Genomic DNA, 21,264 nt, shown 5'->3' with positions numbered 1-21,264 from the left:
AGCAACAAAACGTATATGGTTATCGTGACACAACAAACCAGGGATTGAGCAAATCCTCTTTGTTATATTGCATGGGTTGTTGCGAATGGTAATTAATTACGGTGCATCCGGCCTGTTCGCAAATGGCCTGACCTGCGGCTGTATCCCATTCCATGGTAGGGGCAAGGCGTGGATAGATGTTAGCTTTGCCTTCGGCCACTAAACATAACTTGAGCGAGCTGCCTTTGCTTACCATCTCAATAGTGCCATGTTTGGTGCGTAAGTCATTTATCAAGGCTTCGGTTTCGGGTGTGAGGTGCGACCTGCTGGCTACTACCGTAAATGCTGTTGCGCTCACATTGCCATCAAGTTTGCGTGCGTGTGCTTTTAATGCATCAAGTGTTGCAGGTTGAGAGGCGTTATCATAATTCTCTATCTTATAAGCACCTGTACCTTCGGCAGCAAAAAATAATTCATTAAGAACAGGGACATAAATTACACCTGCTATAGCTCGCCCTTTGTTGATAAGCGCAATGTTTACAGTAAACTCCCCATTGCGTTTGATAAATTCCTTGGTGCCATCCAAAGGGTCTATGAGCCAATAATATTCCCAGTCTTTGCGTTCGGCAAAAGCTATTGCTTTGCCTTCTTCGCTCATAATCTGTATGCCGAGTGGTTGCAACGCAGCCATAATGGCTTGATGCGAACGTTTGTCAGCCTCCGTCAATGGTGACTTATCATCTTTGATTTCAACATTGATTGGTTGGGCATATACATCCAAAATTTCTGCTCCGGCTTTGATAGATGCCTTAACAGCTTGTAACAATAAATCAGATAAATTCATATAAAGCTTAGTAGTTTTTTATGAGCGCAAATATGAATATTATGTTGGCATTGCGTACCCTTTCTTACATTAATTTGATAACAATTATGGGGAATGTAAATTTCCTTTCCTCCCCGGTAGCAATTATTTAAGATGCATCAATTGCATTTTATATTTTACTTTGTCCACGCATGAATACAGCATTTTATTTAGCAAAGAAAATATTGGCCGGCAAGCGAGGTAAAACACTTAGCAATCCGGTTATCAATATTGCAATTTGGAGTGTGGCCTTAAGCCTTGCAGTAATGTTGGTTGCAGTGCTTAGTGTAAGCGGATTTAAAAAGGAAATAACCAATAAGGTATGTGGTTTTGCAGGTGATATTATTATAAAAAATTTTGATAATAATGATTCGTACCTCATGAATCCGATACATAGGGATAGTGTACCTGTGGCAGCATTATCAAAGTTTGCTAACATTGCTCACCTGTCAGCATTTGCTATAAAGCCGGGCATTATTAAGTCGGGCGATGATTTGCAAGGCATTGTGCTTAAAGGATGCGATAGCGATTACCAACCCGATTTTATAACCACATCGTTGGTAAAAGGCAAGTTGCCCACCTTTGATAGCGCAGTAAGTAATGAGGTGGTAATAAGCGAAACTATTGCCAATCAAATGAAACTTGAAATTGGAAGTCAGGTATTGTTTTATTTTGTGGAACAACCTCCGCGAGTCCGTAAGTGGGCCGTGGCAGCCATTTACAATACCGGCCTCGAAGAGTTTGACAACAATTATGTAATGTGTGATATACGACACATTCAGAAATTAAACAATTGGGAGCAGGGTGAAATAGGAGGTTACGAAGTTTTTGTGAAAGACAAAGATCGCATTGCTGAAACCACTACCGCCATTTACAATAAAACCGGTAATACACTTGTTGCCGAAAGCATCACACAGCGTTTTCCGCAATTGTTTAGCTGGCTTAATTTAATTAATAGCAATGTGACCATCATTTTGGTGTTAATGATTATTATTGCTTGTGTAAATATGATTGCCGCCTTATTGATTTTAATTTTGGACAACACTCCTACTATTGGCATATTACAAAGTCTTGGTGCAGGTCGCACTACCATTGCAGGCATGTTTGCTACCATTGCAGCCTACCTAATTGGTGTAGGCTTGTTGCTTGGTAATGTAATAGGGCTGGGGTTGGCATTTATTCAAAAGCATTTTAACATTGTTAAGCTTAGCAAAAAGGACTACTACCTCGATACTGCCCCCATCGATTTCGACCTAACGTATATACTCATGGTTAACTTAGGAACCTTTGTTATAAGTTTTTTGTTCCTGTTGCTTCCGGTGTGGTGGGTAAGCCGCATGAAAGCAATTAATGCCATACGATTTGAATGACTTGTTGCCAAAAAAAAACCCGAACAATTTGTTCGGGTTCATCCTATATTTTTTTATTGAAAATTTGATTTAAAAAAACAACGCGCGGTTATCTTTCACATTGGCTTTTTCCTTGAGCGATTCAAATGCCTGATAAACGCGGTTACCGAACATCATCATCATTTGGTTCTTAGTGTCTTTGCCATCGTTGGCACCTGCAGCATTTACTTTATAGGCGCTAATTACATATACGCCCTGAGCACCTTTTACAGGTTTTGATGTTTGGCCGGCTTTAAGCGTGCTTGCTATTGCGGCAACATTTGGCTCCATTCCATAGCGTCCAATATTAGGATTTGCAAAATTTACATTTGGAATCGTATCTGCCATGCTACCTAACTTTTGAGCAAGGGCATCGATGTTGGCAGCACCACTCATCTTTTCTATAAACTGTTGTGCTTTTTTCTGTTTGCGTACTTCTGCTTCTACCTCTTTACGCACATTATCAAGCGGTTTTACTCCTTTGTTATTTATTGCAGTTAGTATGGCAATAACGTACTTTTCATCAACACGTATCGGAGTAGAAACATCTCCCTGCTTAGCATTGTACATCCATTGTACTACTTCGCGACAGTTCTGTCCAAGGCCTGGAATGAATTTAGAACTGGAAGTAATATTATCTGCCGGACGTAAGAATAAATTTTGCGCTTTTGCGGCTGTTTCAAAAGCATCGCTAGTTTGATTTTTTCCGGCAAATTCATTGGCACGCTGACGCACAATTTCATAGGTCTTATTGGTTGGGCGAATGCTGCGCACTACTTCGGCAACGATTGCACGACTCGACATATTCTTTTGATCAGTTATCTGAATAATGTGATATCCAAACTGTGATTTTACTAATTGAAGTTCGTTTATTTTTCCATTAAAAGTTGCTTCTTTAAATTCGGGAACAAAGCCAACATCAGGAGTTACCCAACCAAGGTCACCACCTTTTTCTTTAGACCCCGGGTCTTGCGACATGCTCATGGCTGCTAATTCAAAAGGCGTACCGCCTTTTAATGCACCTATTAATGAGTCGGCCTGGTTTTTTATTGCCGCACTGTCTGCAGGATTTTGCAGGCTTAATAGAATGTGACGCACTTTAACTGAATCGTGCATCACTTTAAATCCTAACACCTTAGCCATACGCATAGCCTGATTTTCGAATATTGGTCCAATTATGCTTCCTACAGGTTTGTTAAACACTACCGAATCGAGGTAGGGACTAAATGCACCCTTATTGCGATATGTAAAGTTTGGTGGTTCATCACTGTTGGTGCTTGCGAAAGACGAATCATTGGAAGTTTTTAAAAACTGAGTTGATAGGTTGGCCATATCCTGAATCACCATTTGCTGATCTTCGGCACTTGGCTGTATGTCATAAGAGATAAATTTCATTGAGCGTGTATCATCATAGCTCTGATATTTGTACTGATTCTCGTTGTAGTATTTATTCAGTTCTTCATCGGTTACTGCAACGGTGCTATCAACTATCGTATTATAAGTAAGTGCAACAGCGCGTATGTCAGAGCTACTCATGCGGTTGGCATATTCAGTCTTAGCTTCTTCGCTAGTTACAAACATTCCGCCTTTCACCATTTCGTTGTATTTTTCGTCAAGGCGTTTTTTAAGTAATTGCTTTTCAAAATTTACCCATTGTTTTTTAGCTTTCAACTTTTCAGGGTCGGTACCTGCTTCGTTCAGGCTTTTTAGGTAGGGAGCAATCTGATCTTTCATAAACTGACCTGTTTGCTGATTACTAAATGCACGAATTATTTCCTGATCAATGTTATTACCAAGTACCATGTCGTTTAATTCATCATCAGTCACGATAAGCCCTAATTTTTCAAATTGTGGAGACATAACTGCTTCGCGCAACATATCATTATATACCTGATCGCGCACCATGTCAGTAGTTTGTGCATCTACCTCTGTTTTTTGTTGCTGAGCTTTTACGTTTTCGATACCATCGCTAACACGGGAATCAAATGCTAAGCGGTCAAGCGGCTTGCCTGCTACCATAGCTATGCTGTTACGCTCTTCATTGTTGCCCAACATGGAGCTATTGCCCATGAAAAAATCATTTACAATAAAAGCCAATAATGCAAATCCTACAAAAAACACGATCCATGTTCCCATCCGGTTGCGAATTCTACCAATAATTGCCATTGCTTAAAAAAAATATAGTTTTAAAATATAATTGTTTACTACCCCATAAAAAATGGAGGGCGCAAATATATAAATGATTTTAAAAGTAAAAATTGCAGAAATAAAGGTAATTAGGACTAAATTTAAGCAAATGGATTAAAGAATCAACCTTTATCAGCTTCCATCGCCTTGGCTATAGTGTCTAATTCATCATACCAGGCCTGTCCATACTTTACAATCAATGCATCTTTTACAAATGTATAAACCGGCACCTGCAACTGTGCACCAAGCTTGCAGGCCGCCTTGCATACATCCCAACGCTCGTAATTAATGGCATCGTAATCCTTGTAATAGGTAATTCTTATAGGGTATAAATGACACGATATCGGTTTGCGAAAGGCTATTTTGCCATCATGCCAGGCCTTTTCTATCCCGCATTTGGCTACATTATGCTCATCGTAGATGGTATAAGCACATTCTTCCACCTCATTAATCAGGGGAGTTACATGTTCGCCATCTTTGTCTATCAGATACTTGCCTTGCTTGGCAATGGCTGCTTTGCCACGCTCGGTAAGATAGGATTCTATCTTAGGGTAAATTTTATCTAAAATGGCCAATTCGCTTTCTAATAATGGTGCGCCACTCTCTCCGGCAATACAGCATGCACCTTTGCATTTGGCAAGGTCACAAACGAATTCCTTTTCTACCACATCGCGCGATACCAATGTGTTGCCTACTGCTATCATCTTTTTCTTGGTCAATGTTCTTTTTTAATTTTATTGCTAAGGCTGTAAATCTAATACAGAGCAGCGAAAGTATAAATTACATTTTGTAATGAAGGCGAATATTTTTTAAATAAAATATCGAAAGTATAGATAAACGAAGCTACGCTTCGAAATGCTCGTGCAGCAGCATCTCGAAGTGTACATAGTACGATTTGAAATGCTCAACCTGAATATCTTGTCTGTTATTTGGGCATTTACATAACGAGCAAAAATCAACAAAAGGCTGCTAATCGAACCACTGAGCAAGAATAAAAAAATAATAGTTGAAGTAAATTTTATGATAGTATAAGTAGGTTGTTGTAAGGGTCATTTGTTTAAAGATAAAAATCTTTTTTATCTATTCTGTGAGATCCCCATTGGAACATCTCGAATAACTGAATGTACAGTACCCCTTTTACAAATTATTAAACGAGTCAACTTTAAACCAAATCACAGCCAAAAAAAATATTATTAATACAAACATTGCAAGCATGCAATGCGTATTTTTATAAAAATTAAAAACTAATAAATTCTTACTATGGTAAAGTACATTTTGCTTTGTGGTATGGTATGTTGTATGCTTGGTTTGCAAGCGCAAGTTAATTTGGTGCCTAATCCGAGTTTTGAGCAGTATATAAGTTGCCCCAACAATACAAGCCAAGTAGATAGTTGTGTTGGGTGGCATGGTGTTTTAGAGTCGCCAGATTATTATAATACATGTGCGCCTTATCCAGTAAGTATTCCCGATAACTTCTGCGGCTATCAAAATAATTTTGATGGCAATGCATATATGGGCCTATTGACGTATGTATGGTATACTTTTGGTCGCGAGATATTTGGGGTTACTCTATTAGATACATTGATTGTGGGGAATACTTATAATATTTCAATGCGGGTTAGTAGAGGGAATTGGACCAATCAATCCTACAATTGCTCCGCAAGTAATAAATTAGGTATACGTTTCACAACCAACCAAATTTCAACGTATACCAATAGCGATATAAATAATTATGCAAGTGTTTATACGGCAAACATTATTACAGATACATTAAATTGGGTTTTGCTGGAGTGGAATTTTGTTGCTGACTCTGCATATACACACATGTATATTGGCAATTTTTTTGATGATAGCCACACAGATACAGCTGTTATTTCTGCACCAATAGGCCAGTTTGGTTATGCTTATTATTTCATTGATAGTGTAAATGTTTTTTGCACAAATGGAAATTGCAATGTGGGGTTGCCTGATATTTCTCTTTATGAAGAAAGTATTTTTTATATACAAAAAAGTAATAAGTTGGATGTACATTTTAAAAATACAAATTATCTTTATCTTTCCATAATTAATGTAAACGGTAATATTTGCTTAGAGGAAATTCTTAAACAACCCACACAAATTCTTCTGCCTGAACTTGCACAAGGCATTTACTTTGCTGTTTTGCAGTCAGCCAATAAAACTGTAACTAAAAAATTTATAATTTATTAATAAACAAACAGTATGAAAAATATATTCAGAATTTTATTTGTGCTATTATTTATAATCAGCACTCTTGATGCGCAAACGCCATGGTATTTAATAGGGAATGCACCTCCCTTTGGTAGTTACCTTGGTACTACTAATGCACAGCCGTTGCTTTTAAAAACAGAGCAGCTGCAGGATATAAAATTATTTACTAATTCAGGAGGCGGCACATTCGATAATTGCCGTATGGTTATTAAAGATCAATATTTTCAAAGCATCGGACTCATTGGCATTGGTGATATGGGTACTAACGGTACGTTTTTGCCTACAAGTGTATTGCATCAGCATAGAACCAATGCAACTTCACACTATCATCAGTTTACAAATGATAATACAGGGGTAACAGCAACTGATGGATTCCATGTTGGCTTGGCTTATAATGGAATCGGACTTAATCCATCAGGCAACATCACATTGCGTGAAATTGGACCAATATTTTTTAGTACGAGCAACACATTAAATGGTGCTATGACAAGACAAAGGATGGTCGTGACCCAGGGTAACTTTCGAGATCAAATGAATAATATTATTACGCCCAATGTTTCGCGAATTGGAATTAACTTTGCCGCAAACGAATCACCGAATTATGAGCCTTTAAGTTCATTACATATTTCAAGTCAGTCTATTTTTGGTAACTTAAATCAAACAGGATATCGCAATTGGATGAACCTTGGTACTTTGGTTAATAATGGCTGTCATATTTATACTGGGATGAAAGATGAAGCACAAAATAGATCTGATGGCGTTTTATGCTGGGGTGATGATATTAATAGTTTAGGTGCCCCCGATTTTTTTAGGATCATTTTTACGGAATTTGCAGATAGTTCAAACGGTTTTCCTAATCCTGCTTCACACTCTAGGAGCTTCCATGGGATGGAAGTTTTTAGAGCTTCCAATACTGGCAATATTGGAATTGGAAACTTTTATATAAATGGTATTAATACCCATCCTACCGCCCGCTTCGAGATTTTAGATAACGACCCTAATTCAATTGTAAATGCAAATACGAGTAGTCCGCAATTAAGATTAACTTATGCATATAATTCAACAGTAACAGCAGGCATTCATACCGACTTTCAAACCACCAACCTTGGAGATATGCAAATAAACACCAATAATGTAAATGCTTTTGCAAGAGTTGGCATCAATAATGGCACAAACATACTCACACGCACACTTGATGTAAATGGAAATTTACGATTGCGTACCTTGCCACAAGCGGCCTTTAATGCCAATGGTAATGCTGCTATTAATCGCGTATTAGTATCAAATGCCGATGGTGAAGTTTTTTGGCGAGACGATATAGGCGTAGGTGGTGGCGGTATAAGTGGCTGCCCGGGTGGCTTGCCAACAAATTTTTTAACAAAAGCTACCGCAGGTAATATTATATGCAACACAGTAGTACACGAAAATTATAATCATGATATAGGAATAGGAGTGGTTAATTCAAGTAATTCGCGCCTTTTTGTTTTTGCAGATGATGGTGCACCAAACCATGGTGATAACGCCCACGGAATCTATGTGAGGAATTTTCAAGACCTGAATAGTACCAATACTAACGCTCGCTCGTTGTATAGTGGCGATTTAAATGTTGTAAATGCTCAAATAGGTACTGGCTTGAGAATGAATGTCACTACAAATACCGGTGCTGCACGTGGTTTAAACTTAACTACGATATCAACCGGTGGCCCAAGTACAGGCATATTAAATGAAGTACAAGGCAATGGGACGGCTGCATTTGGATTGGAAACGCGAGTTAATCCAGGCCCAGGCACATCCACAAATTGTAAAGGCGTGAAAGCAAGTTGCGAAAGTGCCAATTCAACAAATAATTATGGTGGTAATTTTACCTCAACTAATGCATCAAGTAGAAACTGGGCATTAATAGGCTATGCATCAAGCAGTAATGCAAGTGAAATAATCGGTGTAAAGGCGGATGCACTAAGAACTCAAGGATATGCTGGACTAAGCTATGGTGTAAAATGTTCAGCAACTGGTGGGTCGTTAACAGGTACTAATTATGGATGCTATTCTACATCGGCTAATGCAGGAATCAATTATGGAGTATATGGTCACGCAAATATTGGTAGTATAGCCAGTTATGGCATTTACGGCATCGTTAATTTACAAAATTGCACAACAGGCACTTGCCCTTCGGCAGCAGGATATTTTAATGGTGGCGTTTATTCTGTAGGAGGCTATTTTGGTCCTTCTGATAGTATTTTAAAGAAAAATGTATCGGAATTAAAAAATTCCTTAGCATTATTAAATCAACTTAGCCCCAAAATGTATGAGTACGATAACTCAAAAATTCCTCAATTGAATCTTGCCAAAGGATTGCAATATGGACTTATTTCTCAAGATGTAGAAAAAGTACTTCCTGAAATTGTATCTACTATTTTTGAACCCGACCAATTAGATGATGATGGAACTATCATAAATAAAGGTGAATATTATAAGGCACTGAATTATATAGAATTAATACCAATCCTTATTGCGGGAATCAAAGAGCAACAAACACAAATTGAAGATTTGAAGAATCAAATTTCAAATTGTTGTTCATCAAACAGCAAAACGAAATCAAATCAAATTGATGTAGAATTATCAAATTCGCAAACTATTATTCTTGATCAAAATAATCCCAATCCATACAAGGATGAAACAACTATACGCTTTAATATTCCAACAAGTGTGCAGCAAGCTGCTATCATATTTGTAGATGCCAAGGGTACTGTACTAAAAGAGGTAACCATAACTGAAAAAGGCGCAGGCAGCATCCACGTATATGCCCCAGACCTTAGCAGCGGTATTTACACTTACACACTTATAGCAGATGGCAAAGTGATTGATAGTAAAAAAATGATGAAACAGTAGAAATAAAAATAGTTGCAAACTAAAAACGGGCTGATAAAAAATTATCAGCCTGTTTTATTTGTTTAGTAAACCATACATCAATGATCACTTCCCTTTTTGCTAAATGCAAGCGGATTTTTATTTATTTCGGCATGTTGTGCGCGGGCTTTAAAAATATCGATAGCCGAATATATTGCCTGTCTAAAGGATGATTCGTTAGCAATATTTTTACCTGCAATGTCATAGGCTGTACCATGGTCGGGTGAGGTACGTATAAAAGATAAGCCGGCAGTAAAGTTTATCCCTTTTTCAAAGCCAGCACTTTTAAAAGGAATCAATCCCTGATCGTGATACATGGCCAGCACAGCATCAAATTTACGATGTTGCAAACTTGCAAAAAACCCATCGGCAGCATACGCACCATAGGCCATTATGTTTTTGTTTATGGCTTCTTTAATAGCAGGAATTATTATTTCCTGCTCCTCTTTTCCAAGCAGACCCTGGTCGCCTGCATGCGGATTAAGTCCAAGTACAGCAATTTTTGGCTTACGTATTCCAAAATCTTTTTTTAGACTTTCACTTAATAGCGATAGCTTTTTTAGAATATTTTGTTTAGTGATTTTGGCGGCTACATCGCGCAAAGCCATATGGCCTGTGGCGCAGGCAACACGCATATCATCACTTACCAGCATCATGAGTGCATCGCTGGCATTTGCTGCCTTGGCTAAGTACTCCGTATGTCCGGGAAAATTAAAGTCGGGCGATTGAATATTCTGCTTATTGATGGGTGCTGTTACCAGCACATCAATTTTTTGCAGCAATAAATCTGCCGTTGCTTGCTCCAATGATTTAAAAGCATATTTGCCTCCGTCTGTGGTGGCTTGCCCCGGTTCTATCGCAATTTCCTCCTCCCAACAATTAATTAAATTTACTTTACGCCATATTATATCATTAACCGATTTAATGGTATTGAAATTAAAGTCGTTAGCATTAAGAAGTTTGCGGTAGTGCGAAATAGATTTGTTGCTGGCATAGATTACCGGTGTGCACACGTGCGACATTCGGCTATCGCTAAATGTTTTAATTACCACCTCGGGGCCAACACCGTTTATATCACCAATGGTTATTCCTACCCGTATTTTTCCTTCGTTATCTTGCATACTTATTTTTTATTAATGACAATTAAATTTTACCATACAGGCTTTTACAAATTAAAAAAATCAAGGTGTAATATTTTTCAATATCCGGCACAATGCTATTGCAATGCAAAGCCACTTTAATTACGCTACATATTTATCTGTATAAATCGTTCAATATCTTTAGTCAATCCAAATAAAATCAGTGTGTCGTTTTCTTCAATCAGTGTTTCGCCTGAAGGCACGCCAACAATATGAGCTACCACTTCCGAATTTCCATTATGTCCTTCATCGCTGTGCTTTTTTAATGTGATAAGGTTGAGGTTGTATTTACCTCTGAGGTTAATATCTTCAATAGTACGATTGGCAATAATACGTGGTGTTCTTACTTCAACGATTTCGTAACTGTCGGGTAAGAGGAGGGTGGTAAGAATGGTCGGATTCAACAATCTTTCGGCTACGGCAAGGCCTACATCATTTTCAGGAGAAAGCACATCGCCAACGCCCATTTTTTCAAGTATCATGCGTTGATGTTTGCCATTGGCACGCGAAATAATGCGCGACACACCTATCTCTTGCAACAGCACCGTACATAGCATTAGGGCTTCAAAGTCTTCACCTATCGAAACCACTACGGCATCCATATCTTGTAGGTTCTGGGTACGCAATGCTTTAATATCTGTAGCATCAAGTGTAACAGCTACTGCCACATCTTCTTTAATATCTTCTATATATTCTTCGTTGCTATCAATAGCGAGTACCTCAGCACCGCGATTAGCAAGCGTGCGTGCAATGGCCTGACCAAACCGGCCTAATCCTATAACGGCAAATTTTGAAACTCCCATTTTTATTAACTTATTTGGTCATAATTATTAATTCATCGTTCAACTATATACCACGACTATTTCAATAATTAAGCACGACAAAAATTTTACTTTAATGCTTCTGTTAAATCTTCAATCAAATCATTTGCATCTTCGATGCCAACACTTAGCCTGATAAGTGAATCTACCACTCCTGTTTTTTCTCTTTCTTCTTTTGGAATAGAAGCATGGGTCATACTTGCAGGATGCCCTACTAATGACTCTACTCCGCCCAACGATTCGGCCAACGAAAACAAATGTGTTTGTGACAAAAATTTCAAGGCATCGTCCATTTTGTTTCCCTTTATAACAAACGACATCATACCACCAAAACCGCGCATCTGCTTTGCTGCTACATCATGATTTGGGTGCGATGCAAATCCCGGCCAATATACTTTTTCAACACGTTCATGGTTGGCCAAAAAATTGGCAATTCGTTCGCCATTCTCACAATGACGTTGCATACGCACATGTAAGGTTTTAATGCCACGCAATACTAGGAAGCAATCTTGCGGCCCCGGAACTGCGCCACATGAGTTTTGCAGAAAAGCCAGCTCCTCAGCAAGTGCATCGTCTTTTACTACAAGTGCGCCCATTACTACATCGCTATGTCCGCCCAGATATTTGGTAACTGAATGCATTACTACATCAGCACCAAAGTCAATCGGATTTTGTAAATATGGTGAAGCGAAGGTGTTGTCAACTCCCACCAATACATTGTGTTGCTTCGCAAGTTTTGACACAGCCGCAATATCAATTATATTAAGCATTGGATTGGTTGGTGTTTCAACCCAGATTAGTTTGGTGTTTGCATTAATGTACTTGCCCACCGCAGCTACATCATGCATAGGAGTAAAGTGAAATTTAATACCATACTTTTCGAATACCTTGGTAAATATGCGATACGTGCCACCATATAAATCGCTGGTACTAATCACTTCATCGCCTGGTTTCAAAGTCTTAATTAAAGTATCAATGGCACCCATTCCGCTGCTAAAGCAAAGGCCATGCTTGCCGTTTTCAAGGGCTGCCAGGTTTTTTTGTAACGCATCGCGTGTAGGATTTTGTGTGCGTGCATATTCATATCCTTTATGTTTGCCAGGGGCTTCCTGCACATACGTGGAGGTTTGAAATATCGGGGTCATAATTGCTCCTGTACTCGGATCAGGTTCCAATCCGGCATGTATGGTCTTGGTATTAAATCGCATGAGTTTAAAAATTTTAAGCGTGCAAAAGTAAGCAAAGAAAGGGAGAATGGAAGTACTATATCTTTATCCTAACTCCTCTTATTTCAGAATCCTAATAATGCATGATTGGCGTGTTTCATATCTACAACTGCTACTTTTGTGCGTAAATTAGATTTGCGCTTCTTTTTTTAACAAGCTCAAATTTGGTTCCGTGGCTATTGCTTTCAGTTGATTATTGATTGCGTGTTGATAACGGATAGCAGGCAATTTAAAAATGGAAATGTGTCAAAAATTTTGTTGATAGCAACAACATTAGAAATGCGCACACAGAAGAAAATCTTTCTGCAAAAAAATGTCTCGAATAAAACTTCCGGATATTACAATCAATTAAACTCAGAATACAAGACCTTCTATTCAGCAGTTGAGCATCATTTGTTTTGTAAAAGTTTAATTACAAACTACCTTACTACCATCACATGGCCGGTGTACTTTTTATCCTTAAATTCAAGAATATAAAAATAGGTTCCTTCGGGCACTGCATTGCCTTTGTCATCTTTTCCTTCCCAACATTTGTTGGTTGAGGTAGTGCTCCAAATTTTATTTCCCCAGCGGTTATGAATTTCAACGGTGGTACACGATGTAAATTCTCCTGTTTTGCCTATGGCAAAACAATCGTTTATACCGTCACCATTTGGAGTAAAAATATTGGTAATTTCCGAAACGGCACCTAGTTCAGGCAAGGTATAAATAATGGCATTGGTATCGCTGCAAGCGCCATTAATAGCTATCAGGCTAATGCTGTGATTACTGCCGGCAGCAAAAAACACATTGGCGTTGGGGCCCGCATTCAGGCTATCTTTTACTCCATCAAAAATCCAGGTGTAAGTAGTAGCGCCCGTGCTGGTGTTGGTTAAAAACACGCGGGATCCTTCGCAGCTAAGCGAGTCAACATACGTAAATGCTGCAGTTACATCATTAACACTTGGCACCGTAAAATTCTTTACTGTTGTGCATCCTTGTGTGTCTGTTACGGTTACCGTATATGCTCCAGGAGCAAGTAAAGTTAAGCTATTGGTAGTATTGCCATTACTCCACAAATAGGTATATGGTGCCACACCGCCCGAGTCAACATTGATAGCAATGCTGCCATTGCTACCTGAGCAGGGGCTTCCTGTTATGGTATTGCTTATACTAAATGGATCAGGCTGTTTAATCGTAAAGGATATTATTTCGGGGCATCCAACTCCAGACTGTGTAACGGTAACCGTATAGGTTCCTGCTGCAAGGTTGCTAATGGAGGAAGACGTTTGTCCATTACTCCATAAATAGGTGAAATTTCCGGGGGATAAAATGGATACGTTTATTGCCCCATCATTACCTGCATTGCAATTAACATCGGTAGTCGTATTATTGTAGCTATAAGCCGAAATATTTAAATTGAAATTAGCAGGTGGTGCTACATTACCACATATATCCGAAATAGAATTTATCAGGCTTAGTATATACGTACCGTTATAATTAGCTGCCGGATTAAAATAAAAAACAAACGTACGCGAGTAACCACAAACCGAATTACAATTTACCGCATACACACTATCAATTATCAGGGTATCATTGGTAGGGTCAAGTAACAGGAAATCATTTTTATCAACGCTCGAACATTGAATATTTTCGCTAAAGGTTACCTGAAACGAATCTTGTCCGCACGTAAAATTTGTATTTACACTATCAATAGTTGGTGGTGTTTGATCTAAAATACTGGCTGTACTGGCACTAAAGTCTATCGTATAGCCGTTAGGCGATACCGAAAACTGACTCACATTAATCACATAGGTTTGACCTTGCAACACATTGATGGGAGGGCCATTTTGTGCACCCGGCAATCCATTTGGGCCTGTTACCCCTGGAGTTCCGGCAAAGTTACAGGCAACTTCTAAACTTGGGTTGGCAAATATATCGCTGCAGTTAGCATTGCTCAGGTTATATACGGCCCAGTCATAGTCATCGGTTAATACATTGGGGGTAATAGAGAATTTAACCTGCCCGCTTGTTTGAACGGTAAACGAATACCACACACTGTTTTTCTCACCCTGCCCAAGGCAAGAGATTATACTATTAATTTCTTGTGGAATGTTACCCGTGCCCGAGTAGGCATTTAGTTCCGAATAAATAGGCTGACAAATTGGAATAGCACATGGGCAATCCTGCACCGTTGGCGATTGCGCCAGCACTATGTTAGAAATTACTAAGGCAAACACAAATAAATAGAATACTTTTTTCATAGGAAGAGGAAATATAATTTTTCACAAATATAACGATGTTTTAATGTTTAGAGTAATTTAAAATTAAACTCCGGTTTTAGTCTTTTGAGAATAGCTAGTTTTGTGCGGTTATGCCTACTGATATGTTTTTAGAAATACTTCCGGCAACGAAGGACCATGCAGCCTTACTTTGTAAAATTGGAGCACAATTTTTTTATGATGCATACAAGGATGTAAAGTCAGAAACCGACCTTCAGGAGTATATAGCCGATGCCTTCCTTTTAGTAAAGGTAGAAGCAGAGTTTGATAACCCGATGCTTTTTTTTGCCATTGGGTACGTAAATAAAATACCGGTAGCTTACATTAAATTGCGTAGCGACCGCACACACCCTAACCTGGAGGGTATTGCCAATCTCGAAATAGAACGAATTTATGTTGACCGCCAGTATTGGCGATATAAATTTGGCGGTGCTATGATGAACTACGCCATTGAATATGCCCGTCAAAACAAGTTCGATTGTTTGTGGTTGGGTGTTTGGCAAGAGAATAATCGCGCTATCAGTTTTTACAAAAATGCCGGCTTCGAAATATTTGGCACCAAAAAATTTTATGTGGGAAGCGAAGAAAATAATGATTTTGTAATGCGCTTAATGTTATCGTAATGGAGTACACTTGCTATACGTTTACCTTGGAAAATTTTTCGGAAGAAAATTCCGAAATTCTAATTGCATTGCTTGGCGAATTGCCTTTTGAAATGTTTGAAACAAAGGACTCCAGCGTGTTTGCATACATGCTAACATTGTTAGACCACGAGGGTATCGAGCAAGAAATTAACAAGCTCAAGGCGGTAGTTTCTTTCGATTTTGAAAAAGAAAAAGTAATAACACAAAACTGGAATATGGAATGGGAATCCAATTTCAATCCCGTAGTTATTGAAGATAAAATTTACATCCGTGCCGAGTTTCATCCACCTGCTGCCTATTAGCATGAATTAATCATACAACCCGAAATGAGTTTTGGCACTGGCCATCATGAAACTACAGAACAAATTCTGGCGCTGATGTTGCCCATCCAATTCCATAACATGAAAGTTTGCGATATGGGCTGTGGCACCGGCATATTGGCTGTAATGGCCGAAAAACTTGGCGCTTCAACCATTGATGCAGTAGATTACGATGAGCAATGTGTTATAAATGCACAACAGAATATTGCACGAAATAATTGCACCCGTATTTCCATTTATAATGGCGATGCAAATTGGCTTGTAAATAAATCGTACGATATCTTTATTGCCAATATTAACCGTAACATTATACTAAGTGACTTGAATGCGTATTCGAAAAGTATACAACCTGATGGACTATTTATTTGCAGCGGTTTTTATCAAGATGATTTGGATGAAATAACCAGGGCAGCAGCAGCAAACCAACTACACTACCGGGAACATCGTGTAAAGAAAAATTGGTGTGCAGCAGTTTTTTATAAGAAATAAAAACGCTTATGGTTCCTTATTCTACGCTTCTCAATTTGAAGCGACACAGTCCTTCATCCAAAAATTTACTATACTCATTTTTATCTGGAGTATATCCGCGGGGTGCGGCAAGTATACGTTCGTTATGGTCAAGCAATACATAATATGGTTGCGAGTTGCTGCCATACCATTGTGTTTGCATGTCGCTCCATTTACCTCCGGTAGTGCTTATGGTTTTGTCGCTAAAAGGTGATTTAACAGCACCACCCTCCAGCACTTCTTTATCATCTACATATAAGGATATAAGTACATATTTTTCTGAAAGCTTTTTCAATATTTTCGCATCACTCCATACGTTATCTTCCATCTTACGGCAGTTAACACAACTCCAGCCGGTAAAGTCCACCATTACCGGTTTGCCTTCTGCTTTGGCATAAGCCATTCCTTCTTCATAATCGTGAAAGCAATTGAGGTTATGCGGGCAACCGTGCGAATTGGTATTCCATTCTTTATAAAAATCGGGGGGAGGAAACCCGCTAATTATCTTTAGAGGTGCGCCCCATAATCCAGGCACCAGGTACATGGTAAAAGTAAATGATAGGATAGCAAAAATTAATCGCGGAGTAGAGATGTAAGGCAAATCGCTATCGTGCGAAAACTTTAATTTTCCTATCAGATACAAGCCCAGTAAACCGAAAATAATAATCCACAAGGCAATGAATAATTCGCGTTGCAGTATTCCCCAGTGATATGCTAAATCTACATTACTCAAAAATTTTAAAGCCAAAGCAAGTTCAAGAAAACCTAAGCACACCTTAACCGAGTTGAGCCATCCGCCCGATTTGGGTAGGCTGTTCAACCATCCCGGAAACATGGCAAAAAGTGCAAACGGCAATGCCAGCGCGAGTGAAAAACCAAACATTCCAATAGTGGGGCCTAGCAAGGCTCCCGTTTGCGCTGCCTGTGCCAGCAAGGTGCCTATAATGGGACCGGTGCACGAAAACGAAACAAGTGATAAGGTAAAGGCCATAAAGAAAATACCTATTAACCCGCCACGGTCGCTTTTGCTATCGGCTTTATTAACCCAACTGCTTGGCAATACGATTTCGAAGGCTCCAAAAAATGAAAGTGCAAAAACGACAAACACAACAAAAAACAAGAGGTTGAAAAATACACTGCTTGCCATTTCATTTAAGGCCGATGGCCCTGCAATAATGGTAACCAGCATACCTAACGCTACATAAATAACGATAATAGAAACTGCATATATAATAGCATTGCTTATTCCCTTTGAACGGGTCTTACTTCGCTTGGTAAAAAAACTTACCGTCATGGGTATCATTGGAAAAACGCACGGTGTAAGTAAGGCCAATAATCCCCCTAAAAAGGATAAGATAAATATACCCCATAACGATTGCGACTCATAGGCCTCGTCTATGCCTTCTGAGCACTCTTTTTCTAAAATATTGAGGTCGGCCGATCTTGCTAATTTATTGGTATCGGTAGCTACCGGTGCAGGGGGCACAGCAGCAGCCGTTATAGTGTCAACAGCTATGGTTGCCGTATCTTGCGAGCTAGTTTGTTCACCGGTGCATGCTTCTTCTTTTGAGTCTTTATTTATAATACAGGTAAAGGGTACATCTGTTGGCGCAAGGCACATTCCATTATTGCAGGTTTGATAAAATACCGAGCCTTTTATTTCAAATTTTGCTTTACAAATAAGCTTAATCTTTTGCTTAAAAATTACTGTTCCCTCGTGTATATTTTCCGACACTTTGTTTATCGTATCATATTCTGAATGTGGCACCGGTTCTATCGCTTTCCCACTTTTTTCATAATTTTTTGCGTTTTTTGTAAAGGTAAATTCCGTTGCCAGCCCAGTTTCTCCGGTATGCTTTTGCGGGTATATATGCCACCCTTTGTCCATAGTAGCTTTCATTATGATGGTAGCTTCTTCTGCGCTGTTTTGCTCTACACTAAAAGACCATTTTACCGGATCCTGAATTTGAGCAAAACAATCACCATTTATTCCTGACGAACAAATCACCAAACCAATAATTAAAATGAATAACCTCATAGCAAATGCAATTTTTTAGGTCGGCAAATATAGTATTTGCTGTGCATTGCTTTGGTACAAAATGGTTAAAGGCAACTTAACTGTGGGCATAGTCAATAGACTAACCCATTTCAACTTGAAGGGGCTTACCATAATTGAGTTAATTGAGGTTTGAAATACCCTTTGAACATTGTGTACACCATAGGCCTCAATAAGATTTAAACAGCTTAAATTTCAGCGTGTTAATAAAAAACAGGGAATTTTGTTTTTGCAAATTCAAATAAGGACTTATATTGCACCGAATTAAGTGTGTTTAATGGATTAAACATCCAATTCCTCAAGGTCCCCTTTATATATTTTTTTCTTGGCTATAGTTTTAATAAGAATTATCGGAAATGTATTTTCGTTGTCAAATGTCAACCCTATTGGGCTTTGCAAAGATTCATATCGTTTAAAAATCAAAAAAATAATTAAATAAATCCAAAATAATATGAAAAAATTCTCCTTTCTCCTTCTGTTTGTCCTGACCGTTTTGGCAGGAAGCGTGTATGCTCAGTCTGTGAAAACGGATTGTAATGACTATTTTGCTAAATGGGTAGGTACCAATGCCAAACAACAGTCGGTTGAGCTTAAGCTTAATAGCGATTGGACGGTTTCCCTTACCATCGGAAGCGAAGTATTAACCGGTGTCTATAAAATGGAACTTGAAAATTCAGTTCCGGTACATGGCTTTGGAATGATAGATTTTTACAGCGAAAATGGCGGTGCTAGTCAGACACAGACCATAACCCTTGCTAGCAACGAAAGGCAATTTGTTTATTCAGGAATCATTGCTTATGACGGGGCTCAAATGCAACTGCAATTAAATAATGCAGGCAATCCTCCGACACAATTTGATGCTAACGAGCTTTTTACCCTCACTAAATAATTTAAAAATAAAATAATAAATCATTAATAATATGGTACAGAACTACTTCACTCAATTTTCGTTCCGTGGTTACATTGCGCTAATTACGGGATTGGTGGTATCATTGACCACCATGGTTGCCAATGCTCAGATAAACTATACGCGAACAACTTTTACCGGTGCTTATGTACCTATTACTGTGGGCGGTGGTGCTACACAAATTTCGACCGTGGGTACAGGCCTGGGTGACTTTACTACCATAGGCAGTATTGCAAGCGGTACTGAAGGTGCTGCACACATTCCTCTTCCATTTGATTTTACGTATAATGGAGTATTCTTTGGTGGTGGCAGTAATTTCATTGGAGTTACTACCAATGGTTACGTTTATCCAACAGCCGGTGCAACCAATGCAACCAAGATTATTTCTGCCATTAATACCAACCTGTTCACTATAACGACTCCAAACACGACCATTGCCCCATATTGGGATGATCTTACTATTGGTACTGCCGTTAATGGTATTACAGGTAGTGTATTGCATCAAACTACCGGGTCACCGGGCTCTCAGGTTATGACCATTCAATATACCAATGTCCCTGCATTTTCATCAGGTAATGTGAAGGCATTGAATTTTCAGGTTAAATTGTATGAAGGCACTAACGTTATTGAATTTGTTTATGGGCCAATGACAGCCACCGGAACGGTAGGTGGTTCGTACAGTATTTCTGAAACTGCTTCTATAGGTATCGAAGGTGGCCTCGGTGGTAACACTAATTATATAGATGCCGTTACCGGTTCAAAAACGGCTAACATGAGTATGATGACTTCCAACAAATTTACAACTTTAATGAACTTCCGCTTTACACCGGGCGCACCTGTTGCAGTTGTAGGGGGTACTTATAATGTAGGTGTAGGTCAAACCTATCCAAGTTTATCAGAAGCTGTTGCCGATTTAAATCATAGGGGAATAGCAGGTGCGGTTAGTTTAAACCTTACTGATGCCGTATATGACACTACAGTTGCAGGTGGTAACAACATTTTTCCTATCGTTATGTCTAACATTACTGGAACTTCTGCAATTAATACAATAACAATTAGCCGTATAGGTAGTCACGCTGATTTACGTTACCGTGGTACTGACCAGGGTGGCATTGGTAACCAAACGGGTACCGCTACAATAGGTACTACTTTTGAACCGATGTTCTGCTTAGTGGGTACTGACTGGTTAACCGTTAACAATGTTGACTTTACTTATAATGGTGTACAGGGCACAACTGCTCCTTATCAAACAACTAATGGTAAGGTAGATAACTCAATCGGAGTGATCAACTCATCATCAACAGATGGCGCAACCAATAATACCTTCTCTAATTTTGTTTGTACGGGCGACCGTACCTGTACCGGTGGTGGCCAGGCTATTCGTCATTTTGCGCAAACCACTCCTACCTCAGCATTGGGTGCTAACGGTGGTAATACTTACCGCGACTTTGTAATTAAAAACGGAACAAGCGGTATTATAATAAGCGGTAACGCTACATTTCCTGATATTAATAACAGGATTATCACTTCATCATGCAACACTTATAATATTATAGGTGACCCTGCAGTTGCGCATGACATGAGTAATCCAAATGCTTCCAGTACATCTCCTTTTGGTATTACTATGACTAACCAAAGCGGTTTTACAGTTAGCAACAATAAAATTACCAACATGAGTAACTTAAACGCTACTGCCTTCTTAATAGATGCAATTAACATTGCTCTTTCTTAGGGATTAACGTAGTTAACAATAATATTATCAGCAATCTAAGACAAAACGATGGTGCCAGTACTGTGCAGGTTTCGGGTATTAAAATGACCAATGCAACTA

At 38.9% G+C, this 21,264-nt stretch carries 16 protein-coding genes; 8 read left to right on the top strand and 8 right to left on the bottom strand.

The window, feature by feature from the left end; all coding sequences use genetic code 11:
• Positions 1 to 19: 19 nt before the first annotated feature.
• Positions 20 to 823: a 3'(2'),5'-bisphosphate nucleotidase CysQ gene (cysQ, locus tag IPO27_10075; GenBank protein ID MBK8846857.1), complete on the bottom strand. Its 804-nt coding sequence runs from the start codon at positions 821 to 823 to the stop codon at positions 20 to 22.
• A gap of 170 nt (positions 824 to 993) precedes the next feature.
• On the opposite strand from cysQ, the gene IPO27_10070 reads away from it, so the two are divergent.
• Positions 994 to 2,211 (top strand): FtsX-like permease family protein, encoded by a 1,218-nt coding sequence (locus tag IPO27_10070; protein ID MBK8846856.1) that lies wholly within the window; start codon positions 994 to 996, stop codon positions 2,209 to 2,211.
• A gap of 69 nt (positions 2,212 to 2,280) precedes the next feature.
• On the opposite strand, the gene IPO27_10065 is transcribed toward IPO27_10070, so the two are convergent.
• Together IPO27_10065 and IPO27_10060 are read right to left on the bottom strand one after the other, a co-directional pair.
• Positions 2,281 to 4,395 carry a peptidylprolyl isomerase gene (locus IPO27_10065; GenBank protein MBK8846855.1) on the bottom strand — a complete coding sequence of 705 codons (2,115 nt, stop codon included), beginning with the start codon at positions 4,393 to 4,395 and terminating at the stop codon, positions 2,281 to 2,283.
• Positions 4,396 to 4,538: 143 nt separating this feature from the next.
• Entirely contained in the window at positions 4,539 to 5,120 is a 582-nt protein-coding gene (locus tag IPO27_10060) for a DUF3109 family protein (GenBank protein ID MBK8846854.1), read from the bottom strand.
• 556 nt (positions 5,121 to 5,676) lie between these two features.
• On the opposite strand from IPO27_10060, the gene IPO27_10055 reads away from it, so the two are divergent.
• Both IPO27_10055 and IPO27_10050 read left to right on the top strand, forming a co-directional pair.
• Positions 5,677 to 6,624, top strand: a complete 948-nt coding sequence (locus tag IPO27_10055; protein MBK8846853.1) for a T9SS type A sorting domain-containing protein — start codon at positions 5,677 to 5,679, stop codon at positions 6,622 to 6,624.
• Positions 6,625 to 6,636: 12 nt separating this feature from the next.
• Positions 6,637 to 9,534 carry a tail fiber domain-containing protein gene (locus tag IPO27_10050; GenBank protein ID MBK8846852.1) on the top strand — a complete coding sequence of 966 codons (2,898 nt, stop codon included), beginning with the start codon at positions 6,637 to 6,639 and terminating at the stop codon, positions 9,532 to 9,534.
• Between the two features lie 77 nt (positions 9,535 to 9,611).
• Here the strand turns inward: IPO27_10050 and pdxA are convergent, their stop codons facing one another.
• The 4 genes from pdxA to IPO27_10030 all read right to left on the bottom strand — a co-directional run bounded on the left by pdxA (position 9,612) and on the right by IPO27_10030 (position 14,981).
• Positions 9,612 to 10,673, bottom strand: coding sequence for a 4-hydroxythreonine-4-phosphate dehydrogenase PdxA (gene pdxA / locus IPO27_10045; protein MBK8846851.1), 1,062 nt, complete (start codon positions 10,671 to 10,673; stop codon positions 9,612 to 9,614).
• 125 nt (positions 10,674 to 10,798) lie between these two features.
• Positions 10,799 to 11,494, bottom strand: coding sequence for a TrkA family potassium uptake protein (locus IPO27_10040; GenBank protein MBK8846850.1), 696 nt, complete (start codon positions 11,492 to 11,494; stop codon positions 10,799 to 10,801).
• Positions 11,495 to 11,580: 86 nt separating this feature from the next.
• A complete protein-coding gene (locus IPO27_10035; GenBank protein MBK8846849.1) occupies positions 11,581 to 12,720 on the bottom strand; it encodes a cystathionine gamma-synthase in 1,140 nt (379 codons plus the stop codon).
• 437 nt (positions 12,721 to 13,157) lie between these two features.
• Positions 13,158 to 14,981: a gliding motility-associated C-terminal domain-containing protein gene (locus IPO27_10030; protein MBK8846848.1), complete on the bottom strand. Its 1,824-nt coding sequence runs from the start codon at positions 14,979 to 14,981 to the stop codon at positions 13,158 to 13,160.
• Positions 14,982 to 15,103: 122 nt separating this feature from the next.
• On the opposite strand from IPO27_10030, the gene IPO27_10025 reads away from it, so the two are divergent.
• From IPO27_10025 to prmA, 3 genes are read left to right on the top strand one after another with little or no spacing between them, the layout of a single operon-like run.
• Entirely contained in the window at positions 15,104 to 15,622 is a 519-nt protein-coding gene (locus IPO27_10025) for a GNAT family N-acetyltransferase (GenBank protein ID MBK8846847.1), read from the top strand.
• Positions 15,622 to 15,945, top strand: a complete 324-nt coding sequence (locus IPO27_10020) for a 50S ribosomal protein L11 methyltransferase (protein ID MBK8846846.1) — start codon at positions 15,622 to 15,624, stop codon at positions 15,943 to 15,945. Before IPO27_10025 ends, IPO27_10020 begins: the two co-directional genes overlap by 1 nt.
• Before the next feature lie 24 nt (positions 15,946 to 15,969).
• Positions 15,970 to 16,452, top strand: coding sequence for a 50S ribosomal protein L11 methyltransferase (gene prmA / locus IPO27_10015; protein ID MBK8846845.1), 483 nt, complete (start codon positions 15,970 to 15,972; stop codon positions 16,450 to 16,452).
• Positions 16,453 to 16,468: 16 nt separating this feature from the next.
• On the opposite strand, the gene IPO27_10010 is transcribed toward prmA, so the two are convergent.
• The gene (locus IPO27_10010; GenBank protein MBK8846844.1) at positions 16,469 to 18,508 is read right to left on the bottom strand and encodes a thioredoxin family protein; all 2,040 of its coding nucleotides are present in this window, start codon (positions 18,506 to 18,508) and stop codon (positions 16,469 to 16,471) included.
• A gap of 469 nt (positions 18,509 to 18,977) precedes the next feature.
• Between IPO27_10010 and IPO27_10005 the strand changes: the two genes are divergently transcribed.
• Entirely contained in the window at positions 18,978 to 19,415 is a 438-nt protein-coding gene (locus IPO27_10005; GenBank protein MBK8846843.1) for a hypothetical protein, read from the top strand.
• Between the two features lie 31 nt (positions 19,416 to 19,446).
• The gene (locus IPO27_10000) at positions 19,447 to 21,165 is read left to right on the top strand and encodes a hypothetical protein (GenBank protein ID MBK8846842.1); all 1,719 of its coding nucleotides are present in this window, start codon (positions 19,447 to 19,449) and stop codon (positions 21,163 to 21,165) included.
• Positions 21,166 to 21,264: the final 99 nt, after the last annotated feature.

This window comes from Bacteroidota bacterium, assembly GCA_016714535.1.
In the GTDB taxonomy this organism is placed as follows: Bacteria; Bacteroidota; Bacteroidia; order AKYH767-A; family OLB10; genus JADKFV01.
The sequence above is the reverse complement of the archived record's forward strand: the minus strand, read 5'-3'. Positions and strand labels throughout refer to the sequence as shown.